Origin of the sequence: Micromonospora tulbaghiae (genome assembly GCF_900091605.1) — a bacterium.
Lineage (GTDB): Bacteria > Actinomycetota > Actinomycetes > Mycobacteriales > Micromonosporaceae > Micromonospora > Micromonospora tulbaghiae.
The window spans coordinates 150563-167332 of the sequence record NZ_FMCQ01000013.1 but is presented as its reverse complement, the minus strand read 5'-3'; the positions used below and the strand labels follow the sequence as shown (position 1 = coordinate 167332).

The window sequence follows — 16770 nt, the reverse complement described above, 5'->3', positions numbered from 1 at the left end:
GTATGGACGACATCATCACCTTCACCCAAGGCCCCGCCACCGCAGCCGACGTCATCGTCGCCCTGTCCACCGGCACCTCGTTCGGCCCACCCCAGAAATGGCACGACCTGTTCGCCGTCGGCACCGAACAACCCCGCGTCGCAGACATCAACGGCGACGGCCGCGACGACATCATCACCTTCACCTGCAACACCGACGCCGACGTCTACGCCGCCACCTCCACCGGCACCACCTTCACCGGCACCACCATCAAATGGCACGACTTCTTCTGCCTACCCGGCGAATTCCCCTACCTCGCCGACGCCAACGGCGACGGCAAACACGACCTCATCGTCTTCACCAAAAACACCACCAACGACATCTACGTCGCCCTCTCCACCGGCACCACATTCGCCCCCTCCACCAAATGGCACGACTACTTCGGCCTCACCGGCGAAACCACACTCTGACCCCCATCGACTCCCAGGAGGACCCATGTCGCACGATCGGACCGCTCCCCCCACCATGAGCCGCCGTCGGCTGCTCACCGGCGCCGCCGCGGTCGCGGCGACCGGCGCCCTGGCCGGGACCTTCACCGCGCCGTCCGCGGCGAGCGCCGCCGCCCGCGACGGGTACGGCCTGCGCATCGTCGACCGCAACGAGAACGGCGGCCGGTTGCAGTACTTCCGCTTCGCCACCGACGCGATCGAGTGGGACCCGGCGGTGAACGTGCTGCTGCCCGACGGCTACCACACCAGCGGCAAGCGCTACCCGGTGCTGTACCTGCTGCACGGCGGCCGACAGGACTTCCGCACGTTCCACCTCCAGGACAACATCATCAACCTGACCGCCGGCCGCGAGGTCATCGTTGTCATGCCGGACGCCTCCACCGGCTGGTACTGCAACCCGGTCACCAGCAACACCGGGCCGCGCAACTGGGAGACCTTCCACATCGCCCAGCTGCTGCCCTGGATCGACGCCAACTTCCGCACCTTCGCCGAGTACAACGGCCGTGCCGTCGCCGGCTTCTCGATGGGTGGCTTCGGCGCGCTGAAGTACGCCGCGAAGTACTACGGCCACTTCTGCTCGGTCAGTTCCCACTCCGGGCCGGCGAGCCTGCGACGGGACTTCGGTCTCGTGGTGCACTGGGCGAACGTCACGTCGGCCGCGATCGACCTCGGCGGCGGCACCGTCTACGGCGCGCCCCTGTGGGACGAGGCCCGGGTCAGCGCGGACAACCCGGTCGAACGCATCGAAAGCTACCGCAACAAGCGGATCTTCCTGGCCGCCGGGACGTCACCCGACCCGATCAACTGGTTCGACCAGGCCAACGAGGGCCAGGTGCTGGCCGGGCAGCGCGAGTTCCGCAGCCTGCTGGGCCGGGCCGGCATCCCGCACGAGTGGCGCGAGGTTCCGGGCGGCCACTACTTCCGCCACGAGCTGTTCGTCCAGGACCTCGCCGGCATGCTCGGCCGGCTGCGTCGCGCCGGCTGACCCGTCGGGCCGGTCCACCAGGGACGACGTGACGCGGACGCGCGCGCGGGACCGGAATTGACAGCGCCTCCCCCTCGCGCATTCGCGGTCGTGTTCGATAGCATCGAACATCCCGGGCGGATTCCCGCCACCGCAACAGGAGGTCCCCGTGCGGCCCATGAACAGTCAGCCGCCGTCGGAGCAGGCCGGCTCCGGTGGTGCCGCGGACGAGAACACGCCCGCGGGCGTCGTCGGCGGCCGGATCCGGCGCTACCGCAAGGAGCGCGGGCTGACGCTGCGCGGCCTCGCCTCCCGCTCCGGGCTGTCCATCGGCTTCCTGTCCCAGGTCGAGCGCGGCATCTCCTCCATCGGCCTGACCGCGCTCGGCAGCGTCGCCAAGGCGCTCGACCGGTCGGTGGCCGACTTCTTCGACCCCGGCACCGCATCGCCGGACAGCACCGTCTCCTCGCTCCCCCGGCACTTCACGCTGACCAGGGCGGAGACGGCCGCCACGCAGTACGTGTCCGGGCAGCAGACCTACCGCATGCTCTCCGACCGGGGGCCGGACCTGGTGCTCGAACCGATGCTCGTGCACATCGCGCCGGGCGGGCGCCGGGAGAACGCGTACGGCCACCGGGGTGAGGAGTTCGCCTACGTCATCTCCGGCGAGCTGCTCTACGAGGTCGAGGGCGTCGAGCACCGGCTGTTCCCGGGCGACAGCGTGCACCTGCGCTCGTCGGTGCCGCACCAGCTCTACAACGACACCGACGCGGTGACGACTGTGGTCTCGGTCGTCACGCCCCGCCTGTTCTGACCCGCACACCGGCACCACGAATCGCCCTCCGTGTTCACCTACGTGAACCCGGAGGGCGATTCGGCGTCCCGGCGTCAGCGACCGAGGCGGGCGTCCACGGCGGCCATCGTGTCCTGCCAGACGGCCGAGGCCGGGTCGATGACGGCGAAGTGGTCCCCCGGCTGTTCCAGGTAGCGGACGTCGTCTCCCGCGCCGGCCGCCGCCACGGCGTAGCGCCGGTTGGCGTCGACGAGGTCGAGGCTGTCCTCCGTGCCCTGCACGAGCAGCGTGGGCACCCGGGTCGGCAGCCGCCGCATCGGGTCGCTCTCGGCGTACCGGCGCGGAGCCGTCGCCGGTGATCCGCCCAGGGCCGCGGCGACCGCGCCGTCGCCGAGGTAACGCCGCTCGCCCTCGGTGAGGTCGAGCACCCCGGCCAGCGACACCGCGAGCGCGACACGCGGTCCGCTCGTACGCCCGGCCAGGTCCGCCGCGGCGCGCAGCGCGAGCTGCCCGCCGGCCGAGTGTCCCAGCACGACGATGCGGTCCAGGTCCAGCGGCCGGTCGCGGGCCAGCTCCCGCAGCGCGACGAGGCCCGCCTCCACATCCTGCGTGGTCGCGTCCCAGCCGTGCCGGTCCGGACGCCGGTACTCCAGGTTCCAGGACGCGTAGCCGCGCCGGGTCAGGTCGGCGGCGAGCGCGTCCATCAGGTCCGCGCCCCAGATCGACCGCCAGAACCCGCCGTGCAGCAGCACCGCGACCGGCGCGGGCCCGGTGTGCGGGGCGGACGGCAGCCGCAGGTCGCCCCACTGGTCCGGGTCCGGTCCGTAGGCGATCCGGCCGGCCGGCGCGCGGAGGCGGTGCACGGCGTGCCGGATCGCCCAGGCCAGGCCCCACAGTCCCCGCCCGGCCAGGTGGACCGCACCGGGCACCGGCGGCTCGACGGTGAGGTCGTACCAGACCACGCCGGACGGCTGCGCGCCGATCAGGTCACGGGCCGCGGGTGTGGGGCCGGGCAGCGCCACCACCGGCTGCTCTGTCGCGGCGAGCAGCGAGCGCATCTCCTCGGCCGAGCCGGCGGTGACGACCCGACCGGCGACGTCGAGTTCGGCGCAGGTGGCGGCGGTCAGTGACGCCAGCAGGGCCGCGTCGGCCACCAGGCCGGGGCCGACCAGGACGGTGAGCCGCATCGGACTCACCTGCGCAGCAGCGGCAGGACGGCGGAGCCGAGCAGGTCCACGCCGCGCTCGTCGGTGAGGCCGTGCGGCGTGCCGAACTCGACCCGGCGGACACCGGCGTCGATGAGCGCCTGGGCCTGCGCGGCGACCTGCTCCGGGGTGCCGGAGAAGGCGAACCGGTCGAGCACGTCGTCCGGGATCAGCCGGCCCGCCGCCTCGTCCTCGCCCGCGTCGACCAGCTCGCCGACGCGCTTGACCAGGTCGCCGGGCATCACGACGGTCGGGTCCAGCTCGGCCACCACCGCCAGGTACATGGCCACCTCGGTGCGGGCCTTGGCGCGGGCCGCCTCGCCGTCGGTGTCGACGACTGTGACCGCGCCGAGCACGATGCCGACGTCCGCGACGTCGCGCCCGGCCTTCTCCGCGCCGGTCCGCAGCCGCTCGCGGATCACCGGGACCATGTCCGGGTTGGCGCTGCCGCCCACCTTGATCTCGTCGGCGATCCGGCCGGCCAGGGCCGCGCCCTGCGGGCCCCACGCACCGAGCAGCAGCGGCGGGTCGGGCCGCTGCACGTCGTAGCGCAGCGCGGTGCCGGGGGCGAGCGAGAAGACCTTTCCGGTGAAGCCGCTGCGGTCGCCGCGCAGCAGGCGGTAGACGACCTGGACGGCCTCCTCGATCGTGGTCAGCGGCCGCGGCTGCGGCAGGCCGACGGCGCCCAACCATGTCCCCCGGGCCAGACCCAGGTAGGCCCGCCCGTGCGAGGCCAGGTCCAGAGCGGCGAGCTGACCGGCGATCTCGTACGGGGCCATCGAGTACGGGTTCAGACAGGCCGCGCCGAGGCGTACCCGCTCGGTCGCCTGCGCCATCTCCAGCAGCGGGAAGATCGGCGGCTGGTACATCAGGTCGCCGAAGACGGTGAGCACGTCGAAGCCGTGCGCCTCGGCGGCGCGGGCCAGCCGGGCGTAGGCGCCGGCCGGCTTGTCGCTCTGCAGGCCGAGTCCGATCTCGACCGTCATGTCAGGTCCGCCGAGTTCATCGTGCGCCGGCAGGTCCGTTCCACCTTCATGACGAGCCGCTCCTCCGGGTCGGGGCAGATGAAGTGGGAGTCCTGGGCCAGCCAGTCCCCCGGCGCCAGGTCACGCTGCTTGGCGGCGAGGAAGGGCAGCACCGAGGCGAGCGCGTACACGCAGAAGTGCTTTCCCTCGGGCAGCCGCAGGTGGGCGCTGTTGGTGAGTTCGAAGTGGTCGCCCACGGCCATGCCGCACACCGACCGGCCCTCGATCCGGTCGACTGTCACCTTCAGGTCGTAGATCTCCATGTCGCCGTCGTCGTTGTCGCTCACGGCCCCTCCCCCTCCTCGATCCGTACGATGATCTTGCCGGTGGTCCGGCGTTCGGCCAGCTCGGTGAGCGCCGCGGGCGCCTCGTCCAGCGACACCACGCGGCTGACCGGCGGCCGGACCGCGCCGGAGACGCACATGTCGAACAGTTCCTGGTAGGCGGCCTCGACGGCGCTCGCCCGGCGCCACGGGTACTGCGAACCCCAGGAGAGGCCGACGAGCGTCGCGTTCGCCGCCATCAGCCGCAGCGGGTCGACTGGCGGCGGCGTGCCACCCGCCGCGCCCACGGCGACCAGGCGGCCCTCGAACGCCAGGCAGTCCCAGGAGCGGGCGAACACGTCGCCGCCCACCGGGTCCACCACGACGTCCACGCCCCGGCCGCCGGTGGCCGCGAGCACGGCGGGCACGAAGTCCGCCGCGGTGTAGTCGATCGCGACCGCGGCGCCGTGGTCGCGGCAGATCGCGGTCTTGGCCGGACCGCCCGCGGTGGCCAGGACCCGCGCGCCGCGGGCGACGGCGAGCTGGATCGTGGCGATGCCGACCCCGCCGGCGCCCGCGTGCACCAGCACCGTCTGCCCGGCGGTGACACCGGCCCGTTCCAGCGCGAACCACGCGGTCTGGTAGGTGACCGGCAGCGCCGCGGCGGTCACCGGGTCGACGGTGGACGGCCGCGGTACGACCACCGCGGCGTCCACGGTGACGGTCGTGCCGAGCGCGCCGCGCGGCAGCGCCGGGCAGGCGAGCACCTCCCGGCCCAGCAGGTGCTCGACCCCGGCGCCGGCGGCGACGACCCGTCCGGCCGCCTCCACGCCGGGTGTCATCGGCGGGTCCGGCCGCACCGGGTACTCGCCCCGGCAGAGCATGACGTCCAGGAAGTTCAGCCCCACCGTACGCACGGCGAGCCGCACCTCGCCGGGGCCGGGCGGCGGGTCGTCGGGCAGGTCGGCGACCGACAGCACGTCCGCCGGCTCGCCGGTCCGCCCGGCGACCAGCCGCCGGATCACGCCGCGCCCACCGGTTCCCGGACCAGCTCGGCGTGGTGGTGCACGATCACCCAGCGGCCGTCGATCCGGCGCACCACGTCGGTGACCCGGGTGATCTCCGGCTCGTCGTCCGGGCCGAGCTGCGAGACCAGCTCGTACCGGGCCACGCCGAAGTCGTCCCAGACGTCGATGCGCTTGTCCCGCGCGGCGAGCACCGCCAGCGAGGGCCGCTGCCCCGCGGCGTCCCGCCGGGCGCGGTACTCGTCCAACTCGGCGCGGGTCCGCAGCGGCCCGGGCAGGTGCGTCTCCCAGGTGGTCACCTCGGGGTGCAGGTGCGTGTCGAACCGCTGCTGGTCCCCGGCGAGGAACGCGTCGTACATGTCATCGATGCCGGCGGCGATCGCCGCCGCGCCTGCCTGCGCGAACGTCATCGCGTCTCCTCCTGGTTCCGGTCGTCGCGGGCGATCTGCCCGCCCTTCATCACCCACCGCACGTCCCGGAAGGCCGAGGTGTCGGCCAGCGGGTCGGCGTCGGTCGCGATCAGGTCGGCCAGCTTGCCGGCCTCGACGGTGCCGAGGTCGGACTCCGCGCCGAGCCACCGGATCGGCCCGAGGGTGCCGGCGTGGACGGCCCGCGCGGCGCCGATCCGCTCGGACATGTACTCCAGTTCCCGGATCGAGGCGGTGGTGCCCTCGAACTCCCAGAACGGGGGCATGTCGCTGCCGAGCAGCACCTCCACGCCGGCGGCGATCGCCATGTCGAAGCTCTCCAGGTGCCGGGGGCCGGCGCCGAGCGAACGGCACTGCATCCACTCCGGCACGCCCAGCTCGTCGAAGAACTCCTTGCACCGGGTCACCAGCAGCGTCGGCACGAGCGCGGTGCCGCGCTCGGCCATCCGCGCCGCGACCTGCGGGGTGAGCTGGTAGCCGTGCTCCACGCAGTCCAGTCCCAGCTCCACCGCCGCGCCGATCACGTCGGCCGGTCCGGCGTGCGCGGTCACCTTGCGGCCCCACGCGTGCGCGGTCTCGATCACCGCGGTCATCTCGTCGGCGAACAGCTGGGGCGTGTGGATGCTCTCGTGCTCACCGGCGATGCCGCCCGAGATCATCACCTTGATCAGGTCCGCGCCGGCCTTGATCTGGCTGCGGACGCCCCGGCGGAAGCCCACCGGGCCGTCGCATTCCAGCGTGTCGTTGCTCTCGTGGCCGTGCCCGCCGGTGCAGACCAGCGCCCGGCCGGCGGTGTAGATGCGCGGACCCGGCACGCGCCCGGCGTTGATCGCCCGCCGCAGTGCGAAGTCGGCGTGGTCCTTCTCCGCCACGCAGCGCACGGTGGTCACGCCGGAGTGCAGCGTGCGCCGCGCCCCGTCGGCCATGTAGTGGGCGAGGTCGTACGAGCCCATCCCCTTGACGCCCTCGCCGGCGGAGCCGGGCAGCGACAGCGAGAAGTGGGTGTGCATGTTGACCAGACCGGGCGTCAGGTACGCGCCCTCGAGGTCCACCTCGGTCAGCCGGCCGGCGGCGCGCGCCTGCTCGGCCACCTCGGCGTACGGCCCGACGGCGGCGATCCGGTCACCCCGGACCCACACCCCGGCGCCGGTCACGGGCGCCATGCCGTCCACCACGCGGGCGTCCAGCACTGTGCAGTTGCCGAGCAGCAGGCTCGGCTGCTCGGGCGAATAGGCGGCACTCACGCGATCACTCCATAAACGTCTCGGGCGGCCCGCGCGGAGACGTAGCCCTCGGCCACGTCCCGTCGCACCGCCTCCGGATCCCGACTCCCCGGGTCACCGTGCCCGCCGCCACCGGCGGTCAGCAACGTCACCCGGTCCCCCACCGCCACCGCGGTACGCCGTGTGCTCACCCGGTGTTCCCGGTCCGTGCCCGGGAAGACGACCACCTGGTTCGGCTCCGGCTGTGCGCCGCCGGCCAGCGCCCACGGCGCGCTCTTCGTCTTCTTGATCACCGTCAGGAACTCGCCCGGCGTCACGAACCGGATGTCCCGCCGCAGGCCGCAGCCGCCCCGGAACCGGCCCGCGCCACCGGAGTCGGTACGGATCTCCAGGCGCTCGAAGAACATCCCGGTCTTCGACTCCAGCACCTCGACCGGCGTGTTGCGCGCCTGGGTCTGGCACAGGTGGTTCGCCGGTCCGATCCCGTCGTGCCGTGGCGTGCCGCCCCAGCCGACCGGGTCGTTGTTGCTGACCGCGAACATGTCGCCGGTGTCCGGGTGCCGGCCGACCATCATGAACCCGGGCACGTCGCCGCCGGAGGAGGCGGCCAGCCGGTCCGGCATGCCCTGCGCCAGCGCCTTGAGGATCAGCTCCAGCGCGACGGTGCCGGTCCACTGGGTGAACGTGGCGGCCGGGTACTGCGCGTGGAACAGCGTGCCGGGCTCGGCGCGTACCCGAAGCGGCGCGAAGTGCCCGGCGTTGGTCTGCTCGCCGGGCGTGGTGACGCCCTTGAACGCGACCCGGCAGGTGGCGATGGTGGCGCCCAGCGGCAGGTTCACCGGCCCGGGCACCGCCGGGGACGACCCCGCGAAGTCCACAGTGAACTCGCCGTCGGCGACGGTGACTGTGACCCGCATCCGGATCGGGTCGTCGCTGACACCGTCGTCGTCGAGCCAGTCCTCGGCGGTCCAGCTGCCCTGCGGCAGCGCGGCCACCGCCTCTCCGGCGCGCTGCGCGGCGGCGTCGATCACCCGGTCGACGACCGCGTCGACCACTGCGGGGCCGTAGTGGCGGTACAGCTCGGTCACCCGCCGCTCACCGGTACGCAGCGCGGCGATCTGCGCGTTGAGGTCGCCGATGACCAGCTCCGGCATCCGCGAGTTGAACCGGATCAGCTCGTGGATCTCGCGCACCGGCTCGCCCCGGTCGTACACCTTCGTGCCGGGGAAGATGATCCCCTCCTGGTGCATGTCCGTGGAGTCGAGCACGTAACCGGGATCCTTGGCGCCCAGGTCCATCCAGTGCGCCCGGATGCACAGGAACCCGATCAGCTCCTCGCTGTCCGGCAGCACGACCGGCGCGAACATCGTCGCGTCGTACGTGTGCGCCGCGTTCCAGTACGGGTAGTTGAGCAGCACCACGTCGCCGCGGCGCAGGTTCTCCCGGCCGACGTACTCGACGCCCTTGCGCAGCGAGTAGTCGTTGGCGCCGAGGAAGCGGGACAACCCCGTGGACTCCGCGACTAGCCGCAGCCGCCGGTCGTAGACGGAGATGCCGAAGTCGTACACCTCGTAGATCACCGGATTGAACGCGGTGCGCACCAGCGCGGCCCGCATCTCCTCGGCAGCCGAGACGAGGTGGCTGCGGACGACCTCGACGGTTGCCCCGTCGACCGTCGGCTCACCCATCGACGTCCACTCCGTAGACGTCCCGGGCCGCCTCCCGGGAGACGTAGCCCTCGGCCACGTCCCGCCGGACCGCCTCGGGGTCGCGGCCGCGCGGGTCGCCGTGCCCGCCGCCGCCGGCGGTCAGCAGCGTGACCCGGTCACCAGCCGCCACCACGGTGCGCTTCGTGCTCACCCGGTGCTCGCGGTCGGTGCCCGGGAACACCACCACCTGGTTCGGCTCCGGCTGCTCGCCACCGTCGAGCGCCCACGGCGCGCTCTTGGTCTTCTTGATCACGGTGAGGAACTCGCCGGGGGTCAGGAACCGGATGTCCCGCCGCAGGCCGCAGCCACCCCGGAACCGGCCCGCACCGCCGGAGTCCGCGCGGATCTCCCAGCGCTCGAAGAACATCCCGGTCTTGGCCTCCATGACCTCGATCGGGGTGCCGCGGCCGGTGCTGCCGGAGACGTGCGTGGCGGCGTCCATGCCGTCGTGCTGCGCGGTGCCGCCCCAGCCCACCAGGTCGTTGTTGCTGACCGCGAACATCTTCCCGGTGTCCGGGTGCAGGCCGACCATCATGAAGCCGGGCACGTCGCCGCCGGAGGACGCGGGCAGCCGGTCCGGCATGCCCTGCGCCAGCGCCTTGAGGATCAGCTCCACCGCGACGATTCCGGTCCAGAGCGTGAACGTGGGCTGCGGGTAGACGGCGTGGAACAGGCTGCCCGGCTCGGCCCGCACCTCCAGCGGCGCCACGGTGCCGGCGTTCGACGGCTCGTCCCGCGACGTCAGCGACTTCAGCACGACCTTGCAGATCGCCTCCGTCGCCCCGAACGGCATGTTGATCGGACCACGGGTGGCCGGGGCCGAGCCGGCGAAGTCGACGATGAAGCGTCCGTCGTCGATGGTCACCGTGACGCGCATCTTCACCGGGTCGTCGGTGATGCCGTCGTCGTCCACCCAGTCCTCGGCGGTCCAGGTGCCCTGCGGCAGCGTCGCCAGCGCGGCGCGGGCGCGGGCCTCACCGTCGGCGATGATGCGGTCGACCGCCTGGTCGACGGTGTCCCGGCCGAACTTCTCGATGATCTCCAGCATCCGGCGCTCGCCGGTGCGCAGCGCGGCGATCTGCGCGTGCAGGTCGCCGAGCACCGCGTCCGGCATCCGCGAGTTGAAGCGGATCAGCTCGTGGATCTCGCGCACCGGCTTGCCCCGGGACACGACCTTGGTGCCCGGGAAGATGAGCCCCTCCTGGTGCATGTCGGTCGAGTCGAGCACGTAGCCCGGGTCCTTGGCGCCCAGGTCCATCCAGTGCGCGCGGACGCAGAGGAAGCCGACCAGGTCGCCGTCCGCCTCGGGGTCGTCCTCGTCCGGCCGGAACACCGGGGCGAACAGCGTCGCGTCGTACGCGTGCGCCGCGTTCCAGTACGGGTAGTTGAGCAGCACCACGTCGCCGCGGTGCAGGTTCTCCCGGCCCACGTACTCCACGCCCTTGCGCAGCGAGAAGTCGTTCGCGCCGAGGAAGAACGTCAGCCCGGTGGCCTCGGCGACCAGCCGCAGGTCGGCGTCGTACATCGACAGGCCGAAGTCGTGCACCTCGTAGATGACCGGGTTGAACGAGGTACGGATGAGGGTGGCCCGCATCTCCTCCGCGGCCGACAGCAGATAGCTGCGGACGACCTCGACCTGGGCTCCGTCCAGCGTGGTCATGCGGCTTCCTCCAGGGTGACGAGCAGGTATCCGTGGTCGTCGACGGTGACCCGCTGGCCGCTGGGCACCACTGTGGTGGAGGTGCCCTCGTCGATCAGCGCCGGTCCGTCGAAGGTGTCGCCCGGCTCCAGGCGGGCTCGGTCGTAGACGGCGAACGGCACCACCGCGTGCTGCCCGAAGTCGTACGCGTCCCGGTGGGTCAGCAGGGCCTGCGACGGGTCGCCGTCGCCGCGCGGCAGCGTCTCCAGCTCGGGCCGGTCGGTGCGGCCGATGCCGCGCACCCGCAGGTTGAGGATCTGCAGCGGGTTGCCCATGGTGTGGCCGTACCGGGCGCGGTGCGTCTCGTCGAACGCGGCGCGGACGGCGTCGCGGTCCAGCTCGCGCCCGACGGTGACCATCAGGCTGTGTTCCTGGCCCAGGTAGCGCAGCTCGAACTGCCGCTCCAGCACCGCCTCGCCGGCCGGCACGCCCTGCGCCACCAGCGACGCGACCGCCTCGGCCTCGACCGCCTTGAACAGCTGCTCCAGCTCGGCCAGGTCCGCGTCGTCGAGCGTGGCCATCACGGTACGGCTGAAGTCGTTGACGATGTCGGCCGAGAGCATGCCCCATGCGGAGAAACCGGACGGCGCGAACGGCACGATCACCTCGCCGATGCCCATCTCCCGGGCCAGCAGCGGCGCCAGCAGCGGCCCGGCGCCGCCGAACGCCAGCAGCGCGAACTGCCGGGGGTCGTGGCCCCGCTCGACGGTGATCTGCCGGACCGCGCCGACGGTACGGGCCAGCAGCACGTCGAACACGCCCGCCGCCGCGTTCTCCACGGTCAGGCCGAGCGGCTCGGCGAGCTGTTCGGCGATGGCGGCGCGCGCCTCGGCGTCGCGCAGCCCCATGGTGCCGGCGAGGAAGCGGTCCGGGTCCATGTAGCCGAGCACCACCGCGGCGTCGGTGACTGTCGGCTTCGTGCCGCCCCGGCCGTAGCAGACCGGCCCGGGGTCGGCGCCGGCGCTCTGCGGGCCGACCTTGAGCAGGCCGTGGTCCAGCCAGGCGATCGAGCCGCCGCCGGCGCCGATGGTACGGATGTCGTATGTCGGGATGAGCAGCGGGAAGTGCTCCAGCTGGGCCTCGTACGCGGCCACCGGGTTGCCGCGCTCGATGACGCAGGCGTCCAGCGAGGTGCCGCCGATGTCGAACGTGAGCACGTTGTCCCGGCCCAGCTCGGAGGCGACGTAGGCGGCGCCGACGATGCCACCGGCCGGACCGGACAGCACGGTGTGCGTGGGTGCGGTCTTGGCGACCGCGCTGGTCATCGAGCCGCCACCGGAGCGCATGATCAGGAAGCGCCCGGCGAAGCCGCGCTCGGCCAGACCCGCCTCCAGCTCGTCCACGTACCGCTCGAAGATCGGCCGGATGTACGCCTCCAGCACCGTGGTGCTGGTGCGCTCGTACTCCCGGTACTCGCGCACGATGTCGGTCGACAGCGACAGGCTGACCTCGGGGAACTCCTCGTGGATCAGGCGCGCGGCCTCCCGCTCGTGACTCGGGTCGAGGAACGAGTGCAGGAAGCAGATGGCGATCGAGGTGACCTGCTGGTCCACCACGAGCGTGCGGGCGGCCTCCCGGACGCTGTCCGGGTCCAGCGGCTCCACCACGCGTCCCCGGTAGTCGAGGCGGCCCCGCACACCGGCGGTGAAGCGGCGCTGCACCAGGCTCTCCGGCCGCTGGTACTGGAAGTCGTACATGTGGTCGGACGGCACGTTGCCGCGGCCGATCAGGAAGATGTCCCGGAAGCCCTCGTTGGTGATGATGCCGGTACGGCCACCACGACGTTCCAGCACCGCGTTGAGGCCGAGCGTGGTGCCGTGGATGAACAGCTCCACCTCGGACAGGTCGGTGCCGAGCGCGGTGATCGCGTTGAGGACACCGTCCGCGGGCCGGGCCGGGGTCGTCGCCGCCTTGCGGAAGCGGACCCGGTTGGTGCGCGTGTCGAGTTCCATGGCGTCCACGAAGGTCCCGCCGATGTCGACGGCGAGCCGGATGGGGCGACGGGTCATGGCGTGACAGCCTGCCTTCCGATGAGGGCGGGAAGCTCGGGAACGCGCCAGCAGGCGGCCCGGCTCTCGCCGTACGACTGAAGCTCCTGCTGTTCCGCTCGGCACCGGTCGGTGACGAACGGGCACCGGGCGGCCAGTGGGCACCCGGTCGCGGCGTCGGCTTCCTCCAGGTCCTTGACCAGCTCGACGGCCTCGCCGTCGGACCCGGTCGTCCCGCCGAGGCGGGGTGCGCTGCCCAGCAGCGCCCGGGTGTACGGGTGCCGGGGCGTGTCGAAGACGACGTCCACCGGCCCCTCCTCGACGACCCGGCCGAGGTAGAGCACCACGACCCGGTCGGCGAACCCGCGCACTGTCGCCAGGTCGTGGGAGATGAACACCGAGGCGCGGTCCGCGTCGGCCGCCACGTCGGCGATCACGTCGAGGATCTGCGCCTGGACGGTGACGTCCAGCGCCGAGGTCGGCTCGTCGAACACGATCAGGTCCGGCTCGCCGACCAGCGCGCGGGCGATGCCGATGCGTTGCGCCTGGCCGCCGGACAGCTCGTGCGGGTAGCGCTGGAGGATCGACCGGTCCAGCTCCATCCGGTCCAGCACGGCGGTGACGCGCTCGGCCCGCTGTGCCGGGGACAGGCCCGCGGCGCGCAGCGGCTCGGCGATGGAGTCGCCGACGGGACGGCGCGGGCTGAGCGAGCCGATCGGGTCCTGGAACACGAGCTGGGCCCGGGTCCGGGCCCAGCGCAGCGCCCGTCCGCGCGGCCGGGCGCGGCCCGGCTGCTTGACCAGCGCCTGCCCGGCGACCGTGACGGTGCCGGACGTGGGCGCGACGAGGCCCATCACGAGCTTGGCGAGGGTGCTCTTGCCGCAGCCGCTCTCGCCCACCACGCCCAGCGTCTCGCCCGGCCCGAGCCGCAGCGTGACGCCGCGCAGCGCGTGGTGCCCGCCGGAACCGAACCGGCTGCGGTAGACGACGTGCGCGTCCTCGATCTCCAGCACTGCGGGCTTCGCGTCCGCGCCGGCCGTGACCGCGCCGGTCGCCGCCGGCGTGTGCGACGGCTGCGGCAGGCCGGCGTCCAGCGGCCGGGTCTGCGGGTGGAAGCAGGCGAGCGACCACTCGCCACCACCGGGCACCGGCACGGTGGCCGGACGCCGGGACGAGCAGGTGCCGTCGGCGTGCGCGCACCGGGCGACGAACGGGCAGTTGTGCGGCGCCTCGGTCAGCAGCGGCATGGCGCCGGGGGTGGCGACGACCGGCCGGCCGCCGACGTCCGGCACCGAGCGCAGCAACGCCCGGGTGTACGGGTGCGCGGGCTCCCGCAGCACCTGCGCGGCCGGTCCGCTCTCCACCACCGTGCCGGCGTAGAGCACGACCACCCGGTCGCAGACCTCCGCGATGGACGCCAGGTCGTGCGAGATCAGCAGTACGCCCCGGCCGTCGGTGTCGGCGGCGTGCCGGAACTGGCGCAGGATCTCCCGGGTCAGCGTCACGTCCAGGCCGGTGGTCGGCTCGTCGGCGATCAGCAGTTCCGGCGCGCAGCCGGTGGCCAGCGAGATCATCACGCGCTGGGCCATGCCGCCGGACAGCTCGTGGGCGTACGCGTCGAGCCGGCGCTGCGGGCTGCGGATGCCGACCGCCTCGAACAGCTCGCGTGCCGCCTCCCGGGCCCGCTCGCCGGACATCTCCTGGTGGGTGGCGAGCCGGTCGACGAGCTGCTTGCCGATGGTGCGGGTGGGGCTGAGCGCGCCGCGCGGGTTCTGGAAGCAGATCGCCACCCCCCGCCCGCGGTGGGCGGCGAGCGCGACGTCGTCCATGCGCAGCACGTCCGAGTCGCCGAACAGCACCCGTCCGGTGGCGTGCGAGCCGCCGGGCAACAGCCCGACGACGGCGCGGGCCACCATGCTCTTGCCGCCGCCGCTCTCGCCGACCAGGCCGACGACCTCGCCGGGCCGTACGGCGAAGCTCACGCCGCTGAGCGCTGCCACCTGCCGGCCGGGCCGGCGGATCGTCACGGAGAGGTTCTCGATCGACAGCATGGTCACCGCCGCTTCGCGTTGGCGCGGTCCTGCAGGCCTTCGCCGAGCAGGCTGAACCCCAGGACGCAGACGAACAGGGCCAGGCCGGGCGGGACCGAGGTCCACCACCGGCCGCCGACCACGTCCGCGGCGCCGAGGCTGATCATGGCGCCCCACTCCGCCTCGGGGATGCTCACGCCCAGGCCGAGGAAGGAGAGCCCGGCCAGGGTGAGCATGGCCCAGCCGCAGTTCAGCGGCGCGATGACCCGGACCGGGGTGAGGCTGTTCGGGAGCAGGTGCCGCCAGAGCACGCCGACCGGCGACGCCCCGGAGGTGATCGCGGCGTCCACGAACGGCAGTTCCCGCAGCGACCGCACCTCGGCGCGGACCAGCCGGGCGTACGCCGGCGCGTTCACCGCCGCGATCGTGATGATCAGGTTGATCGTGCCGTTGCCGAGCAGGGCGGCCACGGCCAGCGCCAGGATGAACGTGGGGAACGACTGGAAGATGTCGACCACCCGCATCAGCACGTCGTCGAGCCAGCCGCCGAAGTAGCCGGCGACCAGGCCGAGCAGCGTGCCGACGACGACGGCGAGCGCGACAGCGGCCAGGGCGATGCCCAGGTCGAGCCGGGCGGCGTAGAGCACCCGGCTCCAGATGTCCATGCCGTTGCCGTCGGTGCCGAGCAGGTGGCTGCCGCCCGGGGCGACCAGGGTGTTCGCCGCGTCGATCTCGGTCTCGCCCCACTGGCTCAGCAGCGGCGCGAACACCGCCACCAGCGCGACCACCGACAGGATGCTCGCCCCGGCGATGATCATGCGGCGGGCGAAACGGCTGTCCCGGTCGCCGCCGGGCACGACCACCGGCGCGGCGGCGGGACCGTCGGGGACGGTTCGCAGCTCGGCCATCAGAGCCTCACTCTCGGGTCGAGGATCGCGTGGACCACGTCGGCGATGAGGAACACCAGCACGTAGCACAACGCGATGACCAGCACCGACGCCTGCACCACCGGGTAGTCCCGGTAGAGCAGGCCGCGCAGGGCCCACTGGCCGAAGCCCTGCCACGAGTACACGTACTCGACGAGCACGGTGGAGCCGATCGCCGTACCGAAGACCAACGCGGCCAGCGACGGCAGCCGGACCAGCGTCGCCCGCAGCAGGTAGCCGTAGTGCAGCGTCCGGTCGCGCAGCCCGTGCGCCTTGGCCGCGGCGTACGACTCGGAGTGCAGCACCTCCAGCGCGGAGGCCCGGACGCTGCGCAGCAGCGGGGCGACCACGCCGACCACGAGGGTCAGCACCGGCAGCACCAGGTACGCCGCGGCCGAGGCGATCGCCGGCCCGTTGGCGGTGAGGACGGCGTCGACGAGATCGGCGCCGGTGAGCGGGGTCAGGCCGGTGTCCGGGTCGACCCGGCCGTTGGGTGCCGGGAACCAGCCGAGGATGCTGTAGCCGACGAGCACCAGCACCAGGCCGAGCCAGAACTCGGGTACGGAGTTGCCGACCAGCGCGAAGATCCGGACGCTGTGGTCCCCGGCCCGGTTGGCCCGCTTGGCCGACCAGATGCCCAGCAACGTCGCCACCACGAGCGCGATGGTCACCGAGATGACCACGAGCTCCAGGGTCGGACCCACCCGGAGCGCCATCTCCGAGCCCACGGAGCTGCCGCTCTGGATCGAGGTCCCGAAGTCACCGGTCAGCAGCCCGCCGAGGTAGTCGAGGAACTGCTGCCACAGTGACTGGTCGAGCCCGAAGCGGGCCCGGGCCGCGGCGGCGTCCTCCTCGGTGGCGTTCTGCCCGAGGATGCTGCGGACGGGGTCGCCCGGCAGCACTCGGACCAGAAGGAAGGCCAGGACGACCACTCCGAGCAGAACGGGGATCAGCTGGAGCAGTCGCCTGGCGACGAACCGGAAGATACGCATGGGTGGGTGACG

The 16770-nt window shown here is 72.9% G+C and carries 15 protein-coding genes; 3 read left to right on the top strand and 12 right to left on the bottom strand.

Annotated elements, in window-relative coordinates; translation table 11 throughout:
* The 3 genes from GA0070562_RS29080 to GA0070562_RS29070 form a co-directional block, all read left to right on the top strand.
* The coding region (locus GA0070562_RS29080; protein WP_338060926.1) for an FG-GAP-like repeat-containing protein at nt 1-449 on the top strand (449 nt) is incomplete at its 5' end.
* Nucleotides 450-474: 25 nt separating this feature from the next.
* The gene (locus GA0070562_RS29075; protein ID WP_091427942.1) at nt 475-1473 is read left to right on the top strand and encodes an alpha/beta hydrolase; all 999 of its coding nucleotides are present in this window, start codon (nt 475-477) and stop codon (nt 1471-1473) included.
* A 157-nt stretch (nt 1474-1630) separates the two neighbouring features.
* Nucleotides 1631-2266, top strand: coding sequence for a helix-turn-helix domain-containing protein (locus GA0070562_RS29070; protein ID WP_225853329.1), 636 nt, complete (start codon nt 1631-1633; stop codon nt 2264-2266).
* A 74-nt stretch (nt 2267-2340) separates the two neighbouring features.
* Here the strand turns inward: GA0070562_RS29070 and GA0070562_RS29065 are convergent, their stop codons facing one another.
* Genes GA0070562_RS29065 through GA0070562_RS29010 form a run of 12 tightly spaced genes read right to left on the bottom strand, consistent with a single transcriptional unit; the run spans nt 2341 to nt 16758 of the window.
* Nucleotides 2341-3432, bottom strand: a complete 1092-nt coding sequence (locus tag GA0070562_RS29065; RefSeq protein ID WP_225853330.1) for an alpha/beta hydrolase — start codon at nt 3430-3432, stop codon at nt 2341-2343.
* Nucleotides 3433-3437: 5 nt separating this feature from the next.
* The gene (locus tag GA0070562_RS29060; protein ID WP_091427935.1) at nt 3438-4436 is read right to left on the bottom strand and encodes an LLM class flavin-dependent oxidoreductase; all 999 of its coding nucleotides are present in this window, start codon (nt 4434-4436) and stop codon (nt 3438-3440) included.
* A complete protein-coding gene (locus tag GA0070562_RS29055; protein WP_091427932.1) occupies nt 4433-4762 on the bottom strand; it encodes a TIGR04076 family protein in 330 nt (109 codons plus the stop codon). The genes GA0070562_RS29060 and GA0070562_RS29055 overlap by 4 nt, the downstream gene beginning before the upstream one ends.
* Nucleotides 4759-5763, bottom strand: a complete 1005-nt coding sequence (locus GA0070562_RS29050) for a zinc-binding dehydrogenase (protein ID WP_091427930.1) — start codon at nt 5761-5763, stop codon at nt 4759-4761. The genes GA0070562_RS29055 and GA0070562_RS29050 overlap by 4 nt, the downstream gene beginning before the upstream one ends.
* Entirely contained in the window at nt 5760-6173 is a 414-nt protein-coding gene (locus GA0070562_RS29045) for a nuclear transport factor 2 family protein (RefSeq protein ID WP_091427929.1), read from the bottom strand. The genes GA0070562_RS29050 and GA0070562_RS29045 overlap by 4 nt, the downstream gene beginning before the upstream one ends.
* The gene (locus GA0070562_RS29040) at nt 6170-7435 is read right to left on the bottom strand and encodes an amidohydrolase family protein (RefSeq protein ID WP_091427926.1); all 1266 of its coding nucleotides are present in this window, start codon (nt 7433-7435) and stop codon (nt 6170-6172) included. The genes GA0070562_RS29045 and GA0070562_RS29040 overlap by 4 nt, the downstream gene beginning before the upstream one ends.
* The gene (locus tag GA0070562_RS29035; protein ID WP_091427924.1) at nt 7432-9102 is read right to left on the bottom strand and encodes a hydantoinase B/oxoprolinase family protein; all 1671 of its coding nucleotides are present in this window, start codon (nt 9100-9102) and stop codon (nt 7432-7434) included. The genes GA0070562_RS29040 and GA0070562_RS29035 overlap by 4 nt, the downstream gene beginning before the upstream one ends.
* A complete protein-coding gene (locus GA0070562_RS29030; protein WP_091427922.1) occupies nt 9095-10783 on the bottom strand; it encodes a hydantoinase B/oxoprolinase family protein in 1689 nt (562 codons plus the stop codon). Before GA0070562_RS29030 ends, GA0070562_RS29035 begins: the two co-directional genes overlap by 8 nt.
* Nucleotides 10780-12831: a hydantoinase/oxoprolinase family protein gene (locus GA0070562_RS29025; protein WP_091427920.1), complete on the bottom strand. Its 2052-nt coding sequence runs from the start codon at nt 12829-12831 to the stop codon at nt 10780-10782. Before GA0070562_RS29025 ends, GA0070562_RS29030 begins: the two co-directional genes overlap by 4 nt.
* Nucleotides 12828-14861, bottom strand: a complete 2034-nt coding sequence (locus tag GA0070562_RS29020; protein WP_091427918.1) for an ABC transporter ATP-binding protein — start codon at nt 14859-14861, stop codon at nt 12828-12830. Before GA0070562_RS29020 ends, GA0070562_RS29025 begins: the two co-directional genes overlap by 4 nt.
* A 2-nt stretch (nt 14862-14863) precedes the next feature.
* Complete coding sequence (locus tag GA0070562_RS29015) at nt 14864-15748, bottom strand: ABC transporter permease (RefSeq protein WP_091427917.1); 885 nt, start codon at nt 15746-15748, stop codon at nt 14864-14866.
* A complete protein-coding gene (locus GA0070562_RS29010; RefSeq protein ID WP_091427915.1) occupies nt 15748-16758 on the bottom strand; it encodes an ABC transporter permease in 1011 nt (336 codons plus the stop codon). The genes GA0070562_RS29015 and GA0070562_RS29010 overlap by 1 nt, the downstream gene beginning before the upstream one ends.
* Nucleotides 16759-16770 lie beyond the last annotated feature (12 nt).

What these genes read in the sequence shown, in the direction of transcription:
- GA0070562_RS29015 (WP_091427917.1), bottom strand. Translation starts at nt 15,748, where the DNA reads ATGGCCGAGCTGCGAACCGTCCCCGACGGTCCCGCCGCCGCGCCGGTG.
- GA0070562_RS29065 (WP_225853330.1), bottom strand. Translation starts at nt 3,432, where the DNA reads ATGCGGCTCACCGTCCTGGTCGGCCCCGGCCTGGTGGCCGACGCGGCC.
- GA0070562_RS29075 (WP_091427942.1), top strand. Translation starts at nt 475, where the DNA reads ATGTCGCACGATCGGACCGCTCCCCCCACCATGAGCCGCCGTCGGCTG.
- GA0070562_RS29070 (WP_225853329.1), top strand. Translation starts at nt 1,631, where the DNA reads ATGAACAGTCAGCCGCCGTCGGAGCAGGCCGGCTCCGGTGGTGCCGCG.
- GA0070562_RS29025 (WP_091427920.1), bottom strand. Translation starts at nt 12,831, where the DNA reads ATGACCCGTCGCCCCATCCGGCTCGCCGTCGACATCGGCGGGACCTTC.
- GA0070562_RS29045 (WP_091427929.1), bottom strand. Translation starts at nt 6,173, where the DNA reads ATGACGTTCGCGCAGGCAGGCGCGGCGGCGATCGCCGCCGGCATCGAT.
- GA0070562_RS29035 (WP_091427924.1), bottom strand. Translation starts at nt 9,102, where the DNA reads ATGGGTGAGCCGACGGTCGACGGGGCAACCGTCGAGGTCGTCCGCAGC.
- GA0070562_RS29010 (WP_091427915.1), bottom strand. Translation starts at nt 16,758, where the DNA reads ATGCGTATCTTCCGGTTCGTCGCCAGGCGACTGCTCCAGCTGATCCCC.
- GA0070562_RS29030 (WP_091427922.1), bottom strand. Translation starts at nt 10,783, where the DNA reads ATGACCACGCTGGACGGAGCCCAGGTCGAGGTCGTCCGCAGCTATCTG.
- GA0070562_RS29020 (WP_091427918.1), bottom strand. Translation starts at nt 14,861, where the DNA reads ATGCTGTCGATCGAGAACCTCTCCGTGACGATCCGCCGGCCCGGCCGG.
- GA0070562_RS29060 (WP_091427935.1), bottom strand. Translation starts at nt 4,436, where the DNA reads ATGACGGTCGAGATCGGACTCGGCCTGCAGAGCGACAAGCCGGCCGGC.